The organism is Microcoleus sp. T3_B1 (assembly GCF_036700445.1).
Classification (GTDB): Bacteria; Cyanobacteriota; Cyanobacteriia; order Cyanobacteriales; family Microcoleaceae; genus Microcoleus.
Window position 1 is genome coordinate 15,519 of the sequence record NZ_JAUBOX010000023.1, and the last position, 16,417, is coordinate 31,935.

The window sequence follows — 16,417 nt, forward strand, 5'->3', positions numbered from 1 at the left end:
TACATTTACTCTTTTGAGCGCGGTGATCCGTAAACATCCTACCTGGAGAGTTGTTTTATTTTCCGTCTTGGCTAATAGGTTGCTTCGGCCAAGTAAACCGAAAAGTTGCTCCCTCACCTTCAGCAGATTCTAGGGAAATACTGCCCCCTTGACCTTCCACAATTTTTTTCACCAGCGACAAACCAATCCCAGTATTTTCAACTTTATCGCGAGCTTCCAAGGTCTGAAAAATCACAAAAACTTTATCGTGATATTGAGGAGCAATCCCCGGCCCGTCATCCTCTACAGAAAACTCGTAAAAATCATCTAACTCTTTAACCGAGATTTTTACATGACCAGATTCAGCTCGGTTGTGCTTAATTGCGTTGCTAATTAAATTAGAAAAAACCTGCTGCAACAGCAATCTTTCTGTCACAAAATTTGGCATTCCCGGTTCAACTTTCACCTCAAATCCCGACGGCGGCGCCAACGAATCAATAATTTCTGCTAATAACTTCTCAACTTTTACCATTTCTGAAGGCACTTCAATGCGTCCGACGCGGGAATATTGCAGCAGTCCCTCAATCAAAGCTTCCATCCTGTGAACTCTGCCGCGTAGCAGGTTCATTTGGTGCAGAGTATCCTCTGTCATTGACTCGCTGAGGTCTTCTTCTATCCAACTGCTGAGATTTGCGATCGCCCTGAGCGGCGCTTTCAAATCGTGAGAAACTACATAAGCAAACTGGTCTAATTCTTGATTCCGCTTTTTCAAAACATTCGTCGTTTGAGCCAGATTTTGCGCCGTCAACCTCAATTCTTGAGCGCGCAACTGCAGCGATTCCTCAGCTTGTTTGCGTTCCCTAATATCTTCTACCACACTCATCAGAAATTGAGTGCCATTTTGTTCTCGCAGCAGCGAAACCGTCAAGTTTGCCCACACCAACTCTCCGTCTTTGCGGATGTAGCGCTTTTCCAGAGAGAAATTTTCAATTTCTCCTGCTAACAATTGGCGCAAAAGTTCCAGTTCGCTTGCCAAATCTGCAGGCCAAGTAATATCCTGAAATCTTTTCTCCACCAATTCTTGCCGGCTGTAGCCCAAAATTTCGCAAAGTTTTTGATTGACTAACAGAAATTTGCCTTCCACAGTCGCTTGAACCATGCCGACTGCCGCCTGCTCAAAAGTAGCGCGAAACCGCTGCGCGCTTTGGGCTAAAGCAATTTCTGAGCGTTTGCGATCGCTAATATCGTTGCTGATTTCCAAAATAGCAACCGGTTGATCTTGATCGTCGTACTGCAAAGTCCACCGGCTGGCCACCGTTATTTTGGTGCCGTCTTTCTTGGTTCGCACCAGTTCTCCTTGCCAAGAACCCTTCTCGAAAAATACTTTTTGAATTACCTCAAAAGGTTGGGCCCATTCTGTTTGTAGAAGCTGGTGAATATTTTTTCCCATTGCTTGCGACTTCCGCCACCCGTAGAGCCACTTTGCCCCCAAATTCCAATAAGAAATTGCCCCATTCAAGTCTAGTACCGCGATCGTATCGTTGGCCAAATCCAGCATTTGCGCTTGCTTTCGCAGAGTTTCCTCGGCTTGTTTCCGTCCTCTGGCATCGCGGCAAATCGCAATAAACAAGTGTTGATTTGCCAGACGCATTTCGCTGACAGACAACTCCATCGGAAACTTCGTTCCGTCGTGTCGCATTCCAACTGTTTCTTGCTGGTAAGTCTTCAGCGTAGTATCGGGATGTAACACAAAATATTCGATCGAATAATCCCCCACACTGCTGTGCGGCAGCGGTTGAGCGATCAGCCGCCGCAGGTTAGATCCCCTTATTCGATCGGCTTTCTGACCAAAAATGTTTTCTGCTGCCCTATTAAAAGACTCAATATTTCCCTGTGCATCCAAAGTAATAATACCGTCAGCCGCATTGTCTACCACAGCTTGAATGCGACTTTTACTTTCTTCCAAGCCAGCTTCCCGCTTCATCAATTCCTTCTCTAAACTATCAAATAAATACCAGGAAGCCCCTGCACCCAAACAGCCTGAAAGTAAACCCGCAACTTGCACAAAATTAATGAAATCGACCAACTCCCCTAATTGCCGATCTAGACTTTTCTGGTAGGCTTCGCCGGCATTAGCAAACACATTAATTTTTGCGCGCAGGTTCTCCCTCCTCAATTTGCCTTGAGTGAACACCTCAATTATTTCCGGCGACTGCATCCTTATTACCGAACTGTCGAGCTTATTCAAAGTGTTTTGCAAGAAATTTATATGCTGTTCGGTACTTTTTTTAATTTCTTCAAATCGCTGAGCTTGCAGTTTGTTTTCTTGAACCAAAACCTTGAGTTTAGCCAGCAGCGGAGGCAAACTCTTCTTTGCTTCTAAGTAGGGTGATAGAAATTCGCGGCGCTTTGTCAACCCATAACCCCTAACGCTCGTTTCCGCATCCACCACCAGGGTGATCATGCGGTTAGTTTCCTGAAGTAATGCCCTATTAGTATCCGATCGCTTTCTTATCTGTATGGCACTATCCCGGAGGCCGGCAATTGCTAGCAGCGAAGCAAACAGAAAAATCAAGGGAATAGCAATGATGACTGTTCCCCGCTGGCGAATTGGTCGGTCTGTCCATACAAAGTGGAGGCAGCGATCGAGCAAATACTTCACGAATATTGAATGAGAAACTTTGCTGCCAGTATATCGCTTTTTGGCAGTTTAGGCTATGGATAAGTTTGTTTTTTTATGGGGCGATCGTGGGGGACTAACCGTGGAAACTAGATTAGACCCCTGCGATAGCTACCTGCTGACACTAACAGCAGATTTTTTGGCACGGTGTTTAAACGGAGGCAAGGAGAAAGAAAGGACTTTTTTCGACACCGAGACAGCAGGCGAAGCAGAAAGGATCGTTTCTGCTTTACCTTCGTTTTCGGCTTCGGCTTCTGCTTTTAAACTAGAGTCTGTTTCGCAAGGGTTCTGAACAGTTGTAACTACAGTAGTCCACCTGCCTGTAGCCGGATCGCGATAACAAGTAAAAGGATTTATTTTGAGCGGTTGACTGCAAGGCTTAATCATGTAGATGCACTCCTTTGATTCTGAGAAATTGTGCATTGCTTTCAGCAGCAGTGCTATCTCGCCAGTAGAAGCAGTATGAAGGCAAAAAGCAGAATTCTGTTTCTGCGTCCAGAGACTTTTGAGAATTCCTGAATTCCTGTTAAATTTTGCCTTCTACTGGTTCCCGACCATAGCATTACTTTTACCAAATTGGCTTTCTGGAAGCAACCCCCCACCCCTTTAATTAGATTGAGGTGGGATTTGTAAATGCAGCGAGGCGCCCGATCGGGCCTGCAGGACAATTTTGAGATAATATAGGTATTCTAAGCTGAAAAAAAATGCTGCTGTGTGATCGAAAACAGAGGTCGATCGCGATCGGTGTCACAATTAAAAAGGGAATGGGTAATTGGTAATGGTTAATTGGTAATGGGGGAAGTGGTAATGGGGAAATTCTTCCATCTTTTGCCATTCGTTAAATCCCTGAAATCCGGTAGATAATTCCTGGCAAAACCCCCGCCCGTTAAATCCCTTAAATCCCCTACATTGCTAGTTGCCCAACTTGCTTCTAACTAATATCAACTTTTGCCTTTAAATGAACAGTAAAAGTAGAGCCAACACCCAACTCACTCTCAACAGTGATATCGCCGCCCATCATCTGGCAAAACAAGCGACTAATGGCCAATCCTAAACCAGTGCCGCCGTACTTGCGAGTAGTTGAAGCGTCCCCTTGAATAAAAGGTTGAAACAAACCCTGCTGCTGTTCTGCCGACATTCCAATCCCCGTATCAGATACCTGCAAATAAACCCAATCGCTGTCACCTGCTGGTTCGCGAGTCGCGCTCAACAGCACGGTTCCACCTTCGCTAAACTTCAGGGCATTCGAGAGCAAATTGAACAGAATTTGCCGGACTTTAGTCAAATCTGCATACATCACTCCCAAATTTTCCGAGCAAGAAACTTGCAATTGATTGTGGTTTTTTTCCACCAAAGGGTGCAAAGTTGCAACGACTTCTTCTATTAAATTACAGAGGTCAAATTTTTCTAAATAAAGCTCCATCCGACCGGCTTCTATCTTAGAAAGGTCGAGAATATCGTTAATTAAAGTCAGCAAGTGTTTGCCGGCGTTATAAATTTTTTGGGTATCGGGAATGATCTCTTCGAGTCCCGATTCCCGTGCTTCTTCTTGTAGCATTTCGCTGTAACCGATAATCGCGTTGAGCGGTGTCCGCAGCTCGTGGCTCATATTGGCTAAAAAAGTGCTTTTAGCTCTCGAAGCTGCTTCAGCTTTGTGTAAGGCTTCTTGCAAGGCTATTTCGGCTCTTTTGCGCTCGGCAATTTCGATGCGGAGCAGTTTATTGGCGGTGGTGAGTTGAGCGGTGCGCTGATCGACGGTCATTTCTAGCTGCGCTTTGGCTTTGGAGAGGGCTTCCTGAGCCCGCTGGCGCTCAAATCCTTCGATCGCCAGCGCTACCAAATTTGCCAAAGAATCGGCGAAGGTGCGTTCCTCCAGAGCCCATTGGCGGGGGGCACCGATATGTTCGAGAGAGAGGATGCCCACGATCTGCCCACCGAGCCTAATTGCTACATTTAATATGGATGAATTGGGCTTGCTGGCATTTGGCAGCACAGCGGAATGTTCGGCTAGCGAAGATGCGTGGGACAAATTTGTTTGTAGAGATTTTTGAGTCTGTGTCGTAGGTTCTAAACCATTCTCCGATCGCAAATTTTCGCCCGGTGCGTCGCCTTCAACATCTAAAATTGATAAATTTAAATCGCTTGCCGATATGGACTCCCGGCTCAAATGATTCTCCTGGGTGCGATCGTACAAGTCGAGACAAACTAATTTGAGGTTGGGCATTTTAAACTTAGAATGATTAACCCCCTCGTGTTGCTCTGAGGCCGTGGCCTCTGTATCGAGTGGCTCTGTTTGGTTGTGGGCGAGCACTCTCTCCGTAAAATTTAGCTGGGGCTCGTTCGGGTAGCGAGTTCCAAATCTTCCGTGGTTGTAAAGCCAGACGCTGACTTTTTCCACATCCAAAGTCCGGGCAGCAGCCTCGGTAATTTCGCGAATTCCCACATTCAGCGCACCGCTGTTGAGAGTCCTCTGCCTACCTAGCTGCAACAAAGCCAAACTCTGGCGGCGGAGCCGCTTTTCGCTCTCTTGGAGGGTTTGTTCTGCTTCCTTGCGCTGGGTGAGGTCGTACAAGGCGCACAATGCTGTCGGCTCGCCGTTAAACACCAGCGACTGAACCGAGATCATCGCCCAGAAAGCTGTGCCGTCTGATTTTTTGCAGTGGATTTCGTAGTTTTGGAGGTATCCCTCTTTAGCAAGTGCCTCAAGTACCTTTGGGCGATCGCCGGGGTTGAAGTAAAAGTCGGGAGTGCTGCAGCCGATCAATTTTTCTAGGGGTATGTTCAGCAGAGAAGCCAATTGAGCGTTCGCATACAGAATTAAGCCGTCACAGAGGCGAGAAACTAATATGGGCACGGGAGTTGCCGAGGCGATCGCCCGAAACTGCTCTTCGCTTGAACGCAGCGCCAACTGAGCTTTGCTCAGCAAGTGAGCTTCCATCGTATCTGAATGTTCGGTGGTAGTCTCCAGCAAAATTTCTAGGTCAACCTTTTCGCGCTTCAAGTTTTCAAGTTCCGCACTCAGCCGCTGAACGTCGAAAAGTAGCTGTTCTGTCGATGGTTCTTCCTGCATAGCAATTGAAAATTGGTAATTTTTAGTCGGTTCTGAAGTTTTTTATGGTTTTGTGCTTGTTTAACTATGACTTATTCCGATTAACTTCAGCCACCCTGATCCTGGTTCGCGGACTTAGCCGGGGATTCCTGTCTACCTTTTTCGCTATTATTCCAATATTATTCCAATTCTAAGTGCAAGGAAGGCATCAGCCGCTGCAAGTTTTTCAGGGATTTTATCTGCCAGGGGATCTGTTTAGAACCTTTGATGGCCATTTGAATATTTTTTTGCTGGCGCACTTTGATCACAAATTTTGAGACAATATTAATTCCAGAACTATTTAAAAATTCTAGCTTTCGCAGGTCTAGAGTCACCGTGTTTGGGCAGGAGTCGGCCACTTCGTTGAGCAGATCGACGATCGGTGCGTATTCTTCCACCTGGCTGAGTCGGAACGAGCCGCTACAGGTGACTGTTTGCGTAGCGCGATCGTACTGGATCGTGTAATCTTTGGTCTGAATCTCCATAGCTGGTATAAAGTATAGTCATTTATTGCATGACATGGGAGGCGTTAAGTCCCTCCCCCTTCCCTTTCACTTTGAGCGGATCGACCCGCCTCGGCTGAACTACGCAGATCCCTATCCCATCGCACAAGGCATTTGGGATTGCTTTTCTGAGGATATTGTACGAAGCATTCACATCGGAATTAATTAGCTGACCCGTCGATGTTTTGTACAAACCCCGCTTAATCCGCTTACCAGTAAACACAGGCTCTTTTTCTGTTGTTCCATAAACAGGAATTGGGTCTAAACCTAAAAAACTGGAGCGGGATGTGTAGGATTCTTCCTGCACAATTACTGTGATTCCCGCCAACCGAGCTTTGTACTCCAACATTTCAATTAATCGAGAGTGAGGAATACTAACAAAGTTTTGATTGGTTTGCTTCCCTAACTCGATTTCTGTTTTCCACTGCGCGTTCTTACCAATTACTAGCGTCCCAATCTGCTTGGTGAGCAAAAGGTTAATAATTAGACGGCTAGCATGATGTAAGTAATTATCAACTTTTTGATGGCGACAGCGAGTTAAGCGCTGAATGCGGGGCGAAGTTTTGCGATTCCCTTTTAACTGGGATTGCAATCGTGCTTTCCGCTTATTGTAGAACTGGTTAATCGATTTCAATGGTCGCCCGTTAATCAACAAAGGGATAAATCCCGGTTGATTTGAAGTTAACGCCACTAAATTATCCAGTCCTAAATCAATACTAGCTACAGAATTAGCGTGGCCAAGAGTGGGCTCCGGTTCATCATAAATTACCTCAATTACATAGGAATCACATTTCGGAACCAGCCTAATTTGGCAAATCTGATCGGGATCGACTTTGGTTTTGATTAAAAGTTCAGTACCCGAAAGTTTAATAATTCCTTTCTTCAACTGTTTACTACTAATCGCTTGAATCGTGTAGACGAGAAGGTTTCGCTCTTTGGTTTTGTCTTTGTACTTTGGCAATTTTGGGCGACCCGTGAATTTTGAAGAATCAGCCTTGTAAGCTTTAACTGCTTTAAAAAACGATTTCCAATTCTTGTCTAACACCATCAAGATTTGCTGGCTTACTTTTGCAGGCAAAGCCTTGTAGGCTTCATGAGACTTCATCAATCGGTTCATTTCGTTATAACTGACATAACCCCATCCATAAATAAAGCTCTGACGAATGACGTAATTGGCGGCATTGTAGAGGTTTTTCGACTTGAAAGCTAGTTCGTCTATTTGGGCGAAACGGTGTTCCGTTGATTTAATGATGTGCCTCTGGAGTTAGCTGCATTTGAGACTTCCGTTCTTTGGGCTGTGCGTATTTCTTGTTCAACACTCATAGCGATATGATACCATTATTGTTGATAATTGCTTATAAACTCTACGAAGTTTTACAATACTTTTGTCAGTTGCCGGTTTTGAGTGGTAAAGGGGCTTTGGCTGCGTGAGCGAGGATTGATCTTCAGGCTAGCACGATCAAAATTCAGCCGTTTGCCGAATGCCGAAGGCCTTTGCGTGTGTAACTTTTGTTACATATACTGCCAACTGTACCATTGCCACAGGGCAGTTATGAGTTATTTTAGGATTTAGCGGTTGTGATACCAGTTGGCAAAAATAATGCAACTGTTGACTAGCTCTCAACCCTGGTAGTCATCAGTCATTGCCAATCTAACATCTCAAATCTCAAATCTCAAATTGTATGAGTTGTGGGGGTAGACGAGACCAGCTTTTGCTGAAGTTCCGAGCTATCAATTCGATTTTTTTTCTCGATTTGGTATTGACAAAATCACCAAAATGTGAGACATATTTCACATCTGACACAGAAGTGAAGGGGAGAATATTTAATGGCAATTTCAGGAATTACAGAAAAGCTTTTGGCGGCTAAAAAAGCTAAGGGAATTAGTTTTGCAGATTTGGAAAAAGTTTTGGGGCGCGACGAAGTTTGGATTGCTGCGGTTATTTACCGTCAAGCTACCGCCTCAGCAGATGAAGCCGAGAAAATTATCTCGGCTTTGGGACTAGATAGCGAGACGGCTGCGGTTCTCTGTGAACCTCCGTTAAAAGGTTCTTTGGAGCCCTCGGTTCCGGTTGACCCCCTGATTTATCGTTTCTATGAAATTATGCAGGTTTACGGGATGCCACTCAAAGCAGTGATTCACGAAAAATTTGGTGACGGGATTATGAGCGCGATCGACTTTACTTTGGATGTCGAGAAAGAAGCAGACCCAAAAGGCGATCGAGTGAAAATAATTATGTCGGGAAAATTTTTGGAATACAAAAAATGGTAAGCCCGTGCGGCTTTATTTTTAAGTGAAAATTAAAAATTCAAATTGGCTCCCATGACTCATGACTAATCACTAAAGCCTCAAAAGTGTTAACTTAGAAACAGAGATCGCGAAGCTTGACTCCGCCAAAAAACGGAGACAAGCCCCCGACTTAAGTCGTGCAGAGCCCCAAATTTTAGACCCTAGTTCAGCTCCAAAATTCATCTGTGGAGTAAATCTAAAATCTAAAATCTAAAATCTAAAATCGACTGACTGGCTTGGGTGTCCGATCGGGAAACCCTTCTAGGGCACAGCTAAGGTCACTCCCGCGGCAACTTCCCCAGTCGAAACAAGCAACCGCAACCGTAAATTAAGAGGCAAATATGTCAAAATATGACTCCCATCTGAGATGCTCCTTTTGCGGCAAGTCGCAAGAGTACGTCCGCAAGTTAATAGCTGGGCCCGGCGTCTACATTTGCGATGAATGCGTGGAACTGTGCAATGAAATTTTAGAGGAGGAGTTCTTTGACTCCAGTAAAACAATTGGTCAACAGATTCCCCAATCAGAGGTGCGAGAGTCTCAGGGACAAGGAACGCGGCGCCCAGGTCGATCGAATAAATCGAAAATTGTTTTAGCTCAAATTCCGAAACCAACAGAGATTAAGCAGCATTTAGACAACCACGTCATCGGCCAGCATTCAGCAAAAAAAGTCCTTTCTGTAGCAGTTTATAACCACTACAAGCGCTTGAGCGTTGACCAAGCTAAAGATAGCGACAAGTCTTCCCCTGACAGCGATGTAGAACTGCAAAAATCCAACATCCTGCTAGTCGGGCCCACAGGTTGTGGCAAAACTTTGTTAGCGCAAAGTTTGGCGCAAATGCTCGAAGTTCCGTTTGCGGTAGCGGATGCGACGACACTGACAGAAGCTGGATATGTCGGCGACGATGTAGAAAATATCTTGCTGCGGCTGTTGCAAATGTCCGATTTTGATGTGGAAGCGGCGCAGCGGGGCATTATTTATATTGATGAAATTGACAAGATTGCTCGCAAAAGCGAAAACACTTCGATCACTAGAGATGTATCGGGAGAAGGAGTGCAGCAAGCGCTGCTAAAAATGTTGGAAGGAACAGTGGTTAATGTTCCCCCGCAAGGCGGCCGCAAACATCCTTACCAAGATTTTATTCAAGTTGACACTAGCAAAATTCTATTTATTTGTGGCGGTGCTTTTGTCGGTTTGGAAAAAATAGTTGAACAGCGTTTGGGTAAAAAATCCTTGGGCTTTATTCAGCCAACGGAAAGCGACAGCAACTCGACTTTGCCGGCGAAAGACAAGCGGGCCGCTGATATTTTGCAGCAGGTACAGCCGGACGATTTAGTCAAGTTTGGTTTGATTCCTGAGTTTGTGGGGCGGATACCGGTGGTGACGGTGATTTCGCCGCTGGATGAAGCAGCTTTGATGCAGATATTGACTGAGCCCCGGAATGCGCTGGTGAAGCAGTATCAAAAGCTGTTGAAGATGGACAGTGTGGAGTTGGAATTCCAGCCGGAAGCCCTACGGGCGATCGCCCAGGAGGCCTATCGTCGCAAAACTGGCGCGAGAGCTCTCCGCAGCATTTTAGAAGAGTTAATGCTGGATGTCATGTACGAGTTGCCTTCTCGCAAGGATGTGGCTAACTGTATGATTACTCCTGAAATGGTCGAGAAGCGATCGACTGCTGAATTGCTGTGGCATCCCGCATGGCACAAACAGCACGAAACTGCATAATTTGTAATCTGTAGGGTGCTTGTGGCGCACCCTACAGGTCGTATTCGTAGTTATTCGTAAGGCGCGCACGGCGCACCCAGCCCCCTCATGAGTGGTGAAGAAGGCTCGAAGGCTGCGATCGTTACTTAAAGTCTAGTGCGTCAGATACCTTTATTGAAGCTACCAACCAACAATCTCAAAGCTGACGCACGCCCGCAACAAATGGTGTCCCGGAACCATACTTTCTGTGGGAATTGAGAATCTCAAACCTGACGCACCCTACCACAATGCTGACTAGCATGGATGCTACAATCAGAGTTTGGGATGTGAAAACAAAGAGGTATTTGAAGATGTTAAGGAGCGCTCGCCCCCTGGTCGGCATGAATATTTTTGTGGTAACAGGCATCACAGAGACTCAGAAAGCAACGTTGAAAATTTTGGGAGCGGTCGATCGGGTTACAGTGAAATAAAATGAGTTCTAATGAATCAGGTGTCGATGAGCCAGTAAGTAATCAGTCAGCGTTAGCCAAACTACTTTGTGGAAATGTAGTTGTTGATGGAGGTGGTATTGATGAGGTTCTAAGTCATTTATCCGTGTCAATTGATAATGTTGTTAAAGAGCTAGTAACACTCCAATCCCTCAGTGATAACCAAATTTCATTATTTGCCCCATTTTTAGGGAGAAGTATACTGGAATTGGGATGTACCGCACTAATTGCGAGGCTCGATCCTTTTAGAGTCCTCCTCATTAGGGAATGCCAAAAGCAGCCCAATTATCGAATAGATAAGGCTAATAAGTCCTCTATACGTTGGCAAGGGGATGTTTTGGCGGACAAGGTTACGGATCTTTGGGCTGATAAGTCACTGCAAAACCCTACTAGAGCTTTGCTTGGAGATTATTATAAGACACTAATATGGTCTGCTAACTTTGATAAGCTGTTGGATGCAATCAGAGATGTCAGCGGGGATGAATGGATAGTCAATCTTAGAACAAAAAATTTTGAAAGATTCTATAATGAAACTTTAAGTGATTTTTCCAGTCTCTACTCTGAACTTTCAAAAGGAATACATCACGAACTGGTTATTCCTTTAATTTCAGCCTTGGATCGAGACACAACTCAACAACTGATAGAGAAAACAGTTCGTAATATCGCTACCCTTGGGTTATTTGTTTCTGTAGTTAGTCATGCAGTGAATAAACTCGATATTCAAGTAGCGATCGCCGCTTATAAAGATATTCAAGAAATGGGAGTTTTCTAATGGTTAATGCTATTTCTGAAAATCCATCGCTGATCTTAGCAGCAGAAGATTGTTCGCCTGAAGAGTTTGAGCAACTGCATTATTTCTCAAAACAAGAGCAGCGTTTTATTTCTAATTTGATTGCTCACGGCCCAGTGTTATTAAAAGGGGCACGCGGTAGTGGAAAAAGTGCGCTTATGATAGAAGCATCGAGAAGAATGTATCCTGAAAAAAATCTAAGCTCTGCATTTGGCATATACATCAGTCTTCGTCATCTTGAATTACTCAGAAGTGAAGGTAAGAAGTATGAAATAATGTTATGCCAGCTAATAATTGATGCCGTAAATAAGGCAGTTATTAAAGCAGATAATCTCTTTGAGTTTGAAGCTTTGCCAAACATCACATCACTTCAGAGAGAATTATCTAGTTTATCGAGTGCATCTCGGAAAAGGATAGTTATTTTATTTGATGACGCGGCTCACATTGGTCGGGAAGCTCCGCTGCATGAATTTTTCGATATATTTCGGACTTTATCGAGCAGTACAATATCATGTAAAGCTGCTATTTACCCGGGAGTTACTAATTTTGGAACAAGGTTTGATGTATATAATGATGCTACGGTGATAGATGTTTCAAGGAATGATGAACTAAAAGACTATAATACCAACTTTGCAGAGATAATTAGAAAAAGGTTTTATAAGCGACTTCCTGAAGAGTCTTTCTCTGGTCAATTGACTTTAGAAAATGTTGCGGGCTTTATGGGACGGGCTGTACTTGGAAACATGAGGGGATTTATATTTGCATGGAATAGTCTGTCGGAAAACTGTGGAGAAGACAAGATTAGTTTAGCCCATATAACCAAGACACTGATAGACCTTGCCAGTAATTACTATTGGCCCTTGATTGAAGAGCTTAAGCCCAAACTTGGCATATATGCACCAATGCTCGATCCTGCAAGGGAGATTGCAGAATCAATATTTCTGCAGGCTGGTGAGCAAAATAAGCAGAATGTACTTATTTTAAGAGAAATTGCCCAACGTCTATCAAAGCCGTTAGAACTACTTGAATATACTGGATTTATTTCAATTCGAGATGTTTCACGGGCAATGAAATCGAGAGGACGAGGAACAAGATATAGCTTGAATCTATGCACATTGTTGGAAAAAACTACGGGAGCTCGGGTCACTAATGAAATTTATACGAGGTGGTTAAATGAGCAAAATGAGAGAAATGAGCCTTTAGAATTACACAAAACAAGCGAATTGTTTAAAATTAAATTGCCTGAATTACCTGAGCATGGCGAAATGCTAATCTTAAATGAAGATATTAGCAAACTCGAAAAATCTCAGGCATATCCTTATGGACTCACCCAGGATAAAATTGATATACTAAAAGATGCGGGGTACTCCACTGTGTCAAAATTAGCAGAAGCCAGCGACGAGTCTTTGTTAATGCTTAAAGGCATCGGCTTGGAAAACTTAAAGCGAATCCGCAGTACAGTTGCTCAAAGGATCTGGATGTAACCAAAAGCTAATACCAGTTCCCTAAAAAGGACTTTAGTGCTTACTACAAAAGTTTATTTTATACTGCTACATATTAAAAATCGCTCCTACAAACATAACTTTTTTCCAAAAAGGCGGCAAGTGCGGTATGATATGATTTCGCGATCGGTTCTAGCGGGGAGCAGCCGTTAGAGGAAACGGGGAAAGTTCGGTGCAAGTCCGGCGCTGTCCCGCAACTGTAATGAAACCCTTGTGGTTTCTCAAGTCAGAATGCCCGCCGATATCTAACTCACTTTTGAACGCATCTGCGAGGTACGGATGATGGATGGAATTAACACGGCTGTACGCACAAAGCACAGTCTATTTGTTTGCACTGCTTGCGCTAGTGTTTGGAAAAACGGCAAGCGCGAAGGCAAAAGTGGCGGCCAACAATTTATGGAAAATTTGTCGCAACTCGCTAAAAATTGGGAGTTTTCGGATAAATTTGAGATTCAAGAGGTTGAGTGCATGAGTGCTTGCAGTCACTCTTGTGCGGTGTCTTTTGCTGCTGTTGGAAAGTACACTTATCTGTTTGGTGATTTACCAGCTAATGAGTCGGAAAGCGTCGAGGCGGTACTCGAATGCGCGGGTCAATACTATGCTAAACCGGACGGTTTGTTGCCTTGGTCTGAGCGTCCTCAAGCTCTGAAAAAAGGCGTTTTAGCAAAGATTCCACCACTCGCAAATTAGAGTTTTTCTTGTTCCTAGGATCTGCCCATTGGTGACAACTTAACGTCAAACCTGCCCTCCGGCTCTCCGGCAGCAGTCCGGCAGGGGTTGAAACCCCTGCCTCAAAGCTAAAGTCCTCGCTATGAGGACTGAAGAACTCATTAGTCCTCATAGCGAGGACTTTAGCTATAAGCCAGGGAATTCATTCCCTGGCGGACGGTCGGCTTAAGTTTTCATCAATGAGCAGAGCTTGGGAACGAGAGAACGAGAGATTCCACTTCACCAACAACAACAAAATTATCAATGCACAAAATTCCTGTTACTGTCATCACTGGTTTTCTTGGTAGCGGCAAAACTACCTTAATTCGCCACTTATTGCAAAATAATCAAGGTCGCCGCATTGCAGTTCTGGTTAACGAATTTGGCGAAATCGGAATTGATGGAGAACTGCTGCGCGATTGCCAAGTTTGCGACGAAGAAGAAAATGTCAGCAGCAATATTGTAGAACTAACAAATGGTTGTCTTTGCTGCACTGTTCAAGAGGAATTCTTGCCGACTATGCAGGAATTGTTGAAGCGCCGAGAACAAATTGATTGTATCTTAATTGAGACTTCTGGTCTCGCACTTCCTAAACCTTTGATTCAAGCTTTTCGCTGGCCGGAAATTCGCACCGGTGCTACTGTAGACGGTGTTGTTGCTGTTGTCGATTGCGAAGCTATTGCTAGCGGTACTTTTGTCGGTGATATTGATGCTTTGATGGCACAGCGACAAGCTGATTCTAGTTTAGATCACGAAACTCCGATCGAGGAATTGTTTGAAGACCAGTTAGCCTGTGCCGATATGGTACTTTTAACGAAGGTCGATCGCGTAGATGCTGAAACTCACAAGAAAGTCCAAAGCTGGTTGCAACAAGAGTTGCGTCCGAGTGTAAAAATTGTTCCCTGCAAAAGTGGCGAAATTAACCCCGATGTGCTAATGGGATTTAATGCGGCGGTTGAGGATGATTTGGAGTCTCGTCCGAGTCACCACGACACTGAGGAGGAACATGAACATGATGATGATATTAACTCGACTTACTTTATTGCCGATCGCGAATTTGAACCTGAAGCTTTGGTGAAAAAACTGCAATCGTTGATGCAGCAGGAGGAAATCTATCGGATTAAAGGGTTTGTGGCGGTTCCCAAGAAACCGATGAGGATGGTGTTGCAAGGTGTGGGTTCACGGATAGAATATTTTTACGATCGTCCTTGGCAACCTTCGGAACTCCGCCAAACCAAATTAGTGCTGATTGGTCGAGAGTTAGAGCGCGATCGAATTGCAGCTATGATTAACAACTAATTGTCCTCTGAGAGGGGCGGGTTTATCGATATTTTGAATGGCAGCACATATTATTGGTAAAACTCGCCCCTACAAGCTCTCACGAACAATTTATTAACATTATTTAATATGTTGCTGCTGCCAGCTTGCTTGGTGTACAATAACGATAATGGTTATCATTGTACAATAATCGAGGTCAAGTATGGTGAGTGCTGGGGCGATCGAATCAGTTCCTGTTACCGTTCTCACAGGCTATTTAGGTGCAGGCAAAACTACGCTACTGAACCGCATTTTAACAGAGGAACACGGCAAAAAAGTTGCAGTCATCGTCAACGAATTCGGCGAAGTAGGCATCGACAACCAACTGATAATTGATGCCGATGAAGAAATTTTCGAGATGAACAACGGCTGCATTTGCTGTACAGTCCGAGGCGATTTAATTCGGATTATCGGTAACTTAATGAAGCGGCGCGACAAATTTGACCACATAGTCATCGAAACCACAGGTTTAGCCGACCCCGCACCCGTAATTCAAACCTTTTTTGTAGACGAAGATATGCGGGACACATTACTGCTAGATGCAGTTGTCACGGTAGTTGATGCCAAGCACATCTGGCAGCACTGGGACGCAGAGGAAGCTCAAGAACAAATTGCATTCGCTGATGTAGTTTTGCTCAACAAAACTGATTTAGTGAGTGAGGAAGAATTGGCAGAATTAGAAAAACGAATTCGCGCCATGAATGCAATGGCAAAAATTCACCGCACCCGCAACGCTGAATTAGCAATGGATGCTTTGTTGGGCGTTAAAGCATTTGATTTGAACCGGGCATTAGAAATAGAACCAGACTTTTTGGGCGAACACACTCACGAACACGACGAAACTGTTACCTCGGTAGCAATAGTAGAATCCGGCGCTATTGATGGCAACAAATTTAGCGATTGGATTGAGGAATTGTTGCGAACTCAAGGCCCGAATATCTTTCGGACAAAAGGCATTTTGAATGTCGCCGGAGACAACAAGCGATTTGTTTTCCAAGGAGTACATATGGTGTTCGATGGCCGGGCGGATAGACCTTGGAAAGCCACCGAAACTCCGAAAAATGAGCTTGTATTCATCGGCCGCAACTTAAACGAAAATCAATTGCGAGAGGATTTTCGTAGATGTCTGGTTTAACTGACATCTTGAAGCATTTTTAATAAGCTTTTTAGGAACAGGCAAGATGCCTGTTCCACAAGATGAAAATTCATCTTTTGTGGGATGGAACAGGCAAGATGCCTGTTCCACAAGATGAAAATTCATCTTTTGTGGCACGGGCATCTTGCCCGTGGAAGGGAACAGGCAAGATGCCTGTTCCACAAGATGAAAATTCATCTTTTGTGGGATGGAACAGGCAAGATGCCTGTTCCAC

11 protein-coding genes, 1 pseudogene and 1 riboswitch are annotated in these 16,417 nt (G+C 44.5%); of the genes and pseudogenes, 8 read left to right on the forward strand and 4 right to left on the reverse strand.

What is annotated here, in order from left to right:
* Nucleotides 1–55: 55 nt before the first annotated feature.
* Complete coding sequence (locus tag QT990_RS14710; protein ID WP_333465384.1) at nucleotides 56–2,641, reverse strand: PAS domain S-box protein; 2,586 nt, start codon at nucleotides 2,639–2,641, stop codon at nucleotides 56–58.
* A gap of 55 nt (nucleotides 2,642–2,696) precedes the next feature.
* Here QT990_RS14710 and QT990_RS14715 point away from each other — a divergent pair, with 55 nt between their 5' ends.
* Nucleotides 2,697–2,951 (forward strand): hypothetical protein, encoded by a 255-nt coding sequence (locus QT990_RS14715; protein ID WP_333300426.1) that lies wholly within the window; start codon nucleotides 2,697–2,699, stop codon nucleotides 2,949–2,951.
* 639 nt (nucleotides 2,952–3,590) lie between these two features.
* Here the strand turns inward: QT990_RS14715 and QT990_RS14720 are convergent.
* From QT990_RS14720 to QT990_RS14730, 3 genes and pseudogenes are all read right to left on the reverse strand, one after another.
* Nucleotides 3,591–5,729, reverse strand: a complete 2,139-nt coding sequence (locus tag QT990_RS14720; RefSeq protein ID WP_333465385.1) for an ATP-binding protein — start codon at nucleotides 5,727–5,729, stop codon at nucleotides 3,591–3,593.
* A gap of 158 nt (nucleotides 5,730–5,887) precedes the next feature.
* The gene (locus QT990_RS14725) at nucleotides 5,888–6,232 is read right to left on the reverse strand and encodes a slr1659 superfamily regulator (protein WP_333143483.1); all 345 of its coding nucleotides are present in this window, start codon (nucleotides 6,230–6,232) and stop codon (nucleotides 5,888–5,890) included.
* Nucleotides 6,233–6,254: 22 nt separating this feature from the next.
* Nucleotides 6,255–7,524: pseudogene (locus QT990_RS14730) on the reverse strand (RNA-guided endonuclease InsQ/TnpB family protein).
* Between the two features lie 553 nt (nucleotides 7,525–8,077).
* Between QT990_RS14730 and cynS the strand changes: the two are divergent.
* The 7 genes from cynS (at nucleotide 8,078) to QT990_RS14765 (ending at nucleotide 16,182) form a co-directional block, all read left to right on the forward strand.
* Nucleotides 8,078–8,521, forward strand: a complete 444-nt coding sequence (cynS, locus tag QT990_RS14735; RefSeq protein WP_333465386.1) for a cyanase — start codon at nucleotides 8,078–8,080, stop codon at nucleotides 8,519–8,521.
* 359 nt (nucleotides 8,522–8,880) lie between these two features.
* Nucleotides 8,881–10,263, forward strand: coding sequence for an ATP-dependent protease ATP-binding subunit ClpX (gene clpX, locus QT990_RS14740; RefSeq protein WP_333105768.1), 1,383 nt, complete (start codon nucleotides 8,881–8,883; stop codon nucleotides 10,261–10,263).
* 450 nt (nucleotides 10,264–10,713) lie between these two features.
* Complete coding sequence (locus QT990_RS14745) at nucleotides 10,714–11,502, forward strand: hypothetical protein (protein ID WP_333465387.1); 789 nt, start codon at nucleotides 10,714–10,716, stop codon at nucleotides 11,500–11,502.
* Entirely contained in the window at nucleotides 11,502–13,004 is a 1,503-nt protein-coding gene (locus tag QT990_RS14750) for a hypothetical protein (RefSeq protein ID WP_333465388.1), read from the forward strand. Before QT990_RS14745 ends, QT990_RS14750 begins: the two co-directional genes overlap by 1 nt.
* A gap of 128 nt (nucleotides 13,005–13,132) precedes the next feature.
* Nucleotides 13,133–13,279: riboswitch (cobalamin riboswitch) on the forward strand.
* 22 nt (nucleotides 13,280–13,301) lie between these two features.
* The gene (locus tag QT990_RS14755; RefSeq protein WP_333465389.1) at nucleotides 13,302–13,712 is read left to right on the forward strand and encodes a DUF1636 domain-containing protein; all 411 of its coding nucleotides are present in this window, start codon (nucleotides 13,302–13,304) and stop codon (nucleotides 13,710–13,712) included.
* Between the two features lie 282 nt (nucleotides 13,713–13,994).
* On the forward strand, nucleotides 13,995–15,029 hold the full coding sequence (gene cobW, locus QT990_RS14760) for a cobalamin biosynthesis protein CobW (protein ID WP_333465390.1): 1,035 nt from the start codon (nucleotides 13,995–13,997) through the stop codon (nucleotides 15,027–15,029).
* 181 nt (nucleotides 15,030–15,210) lie between these two features.
* Nucleotides 15,211–16,182, forward strand: a complete 972-nt coding sequence (locus QT990_RS14765; RefSeq protein ID WP_333465391.1) for a GTP-binding protein — start codon at nucleotides 15,211–15,213, stop codon at nucleotides 16,180–16,182.
* Nucleotides 16,183–16,417 lie beyond the last annotated feature (235 nt).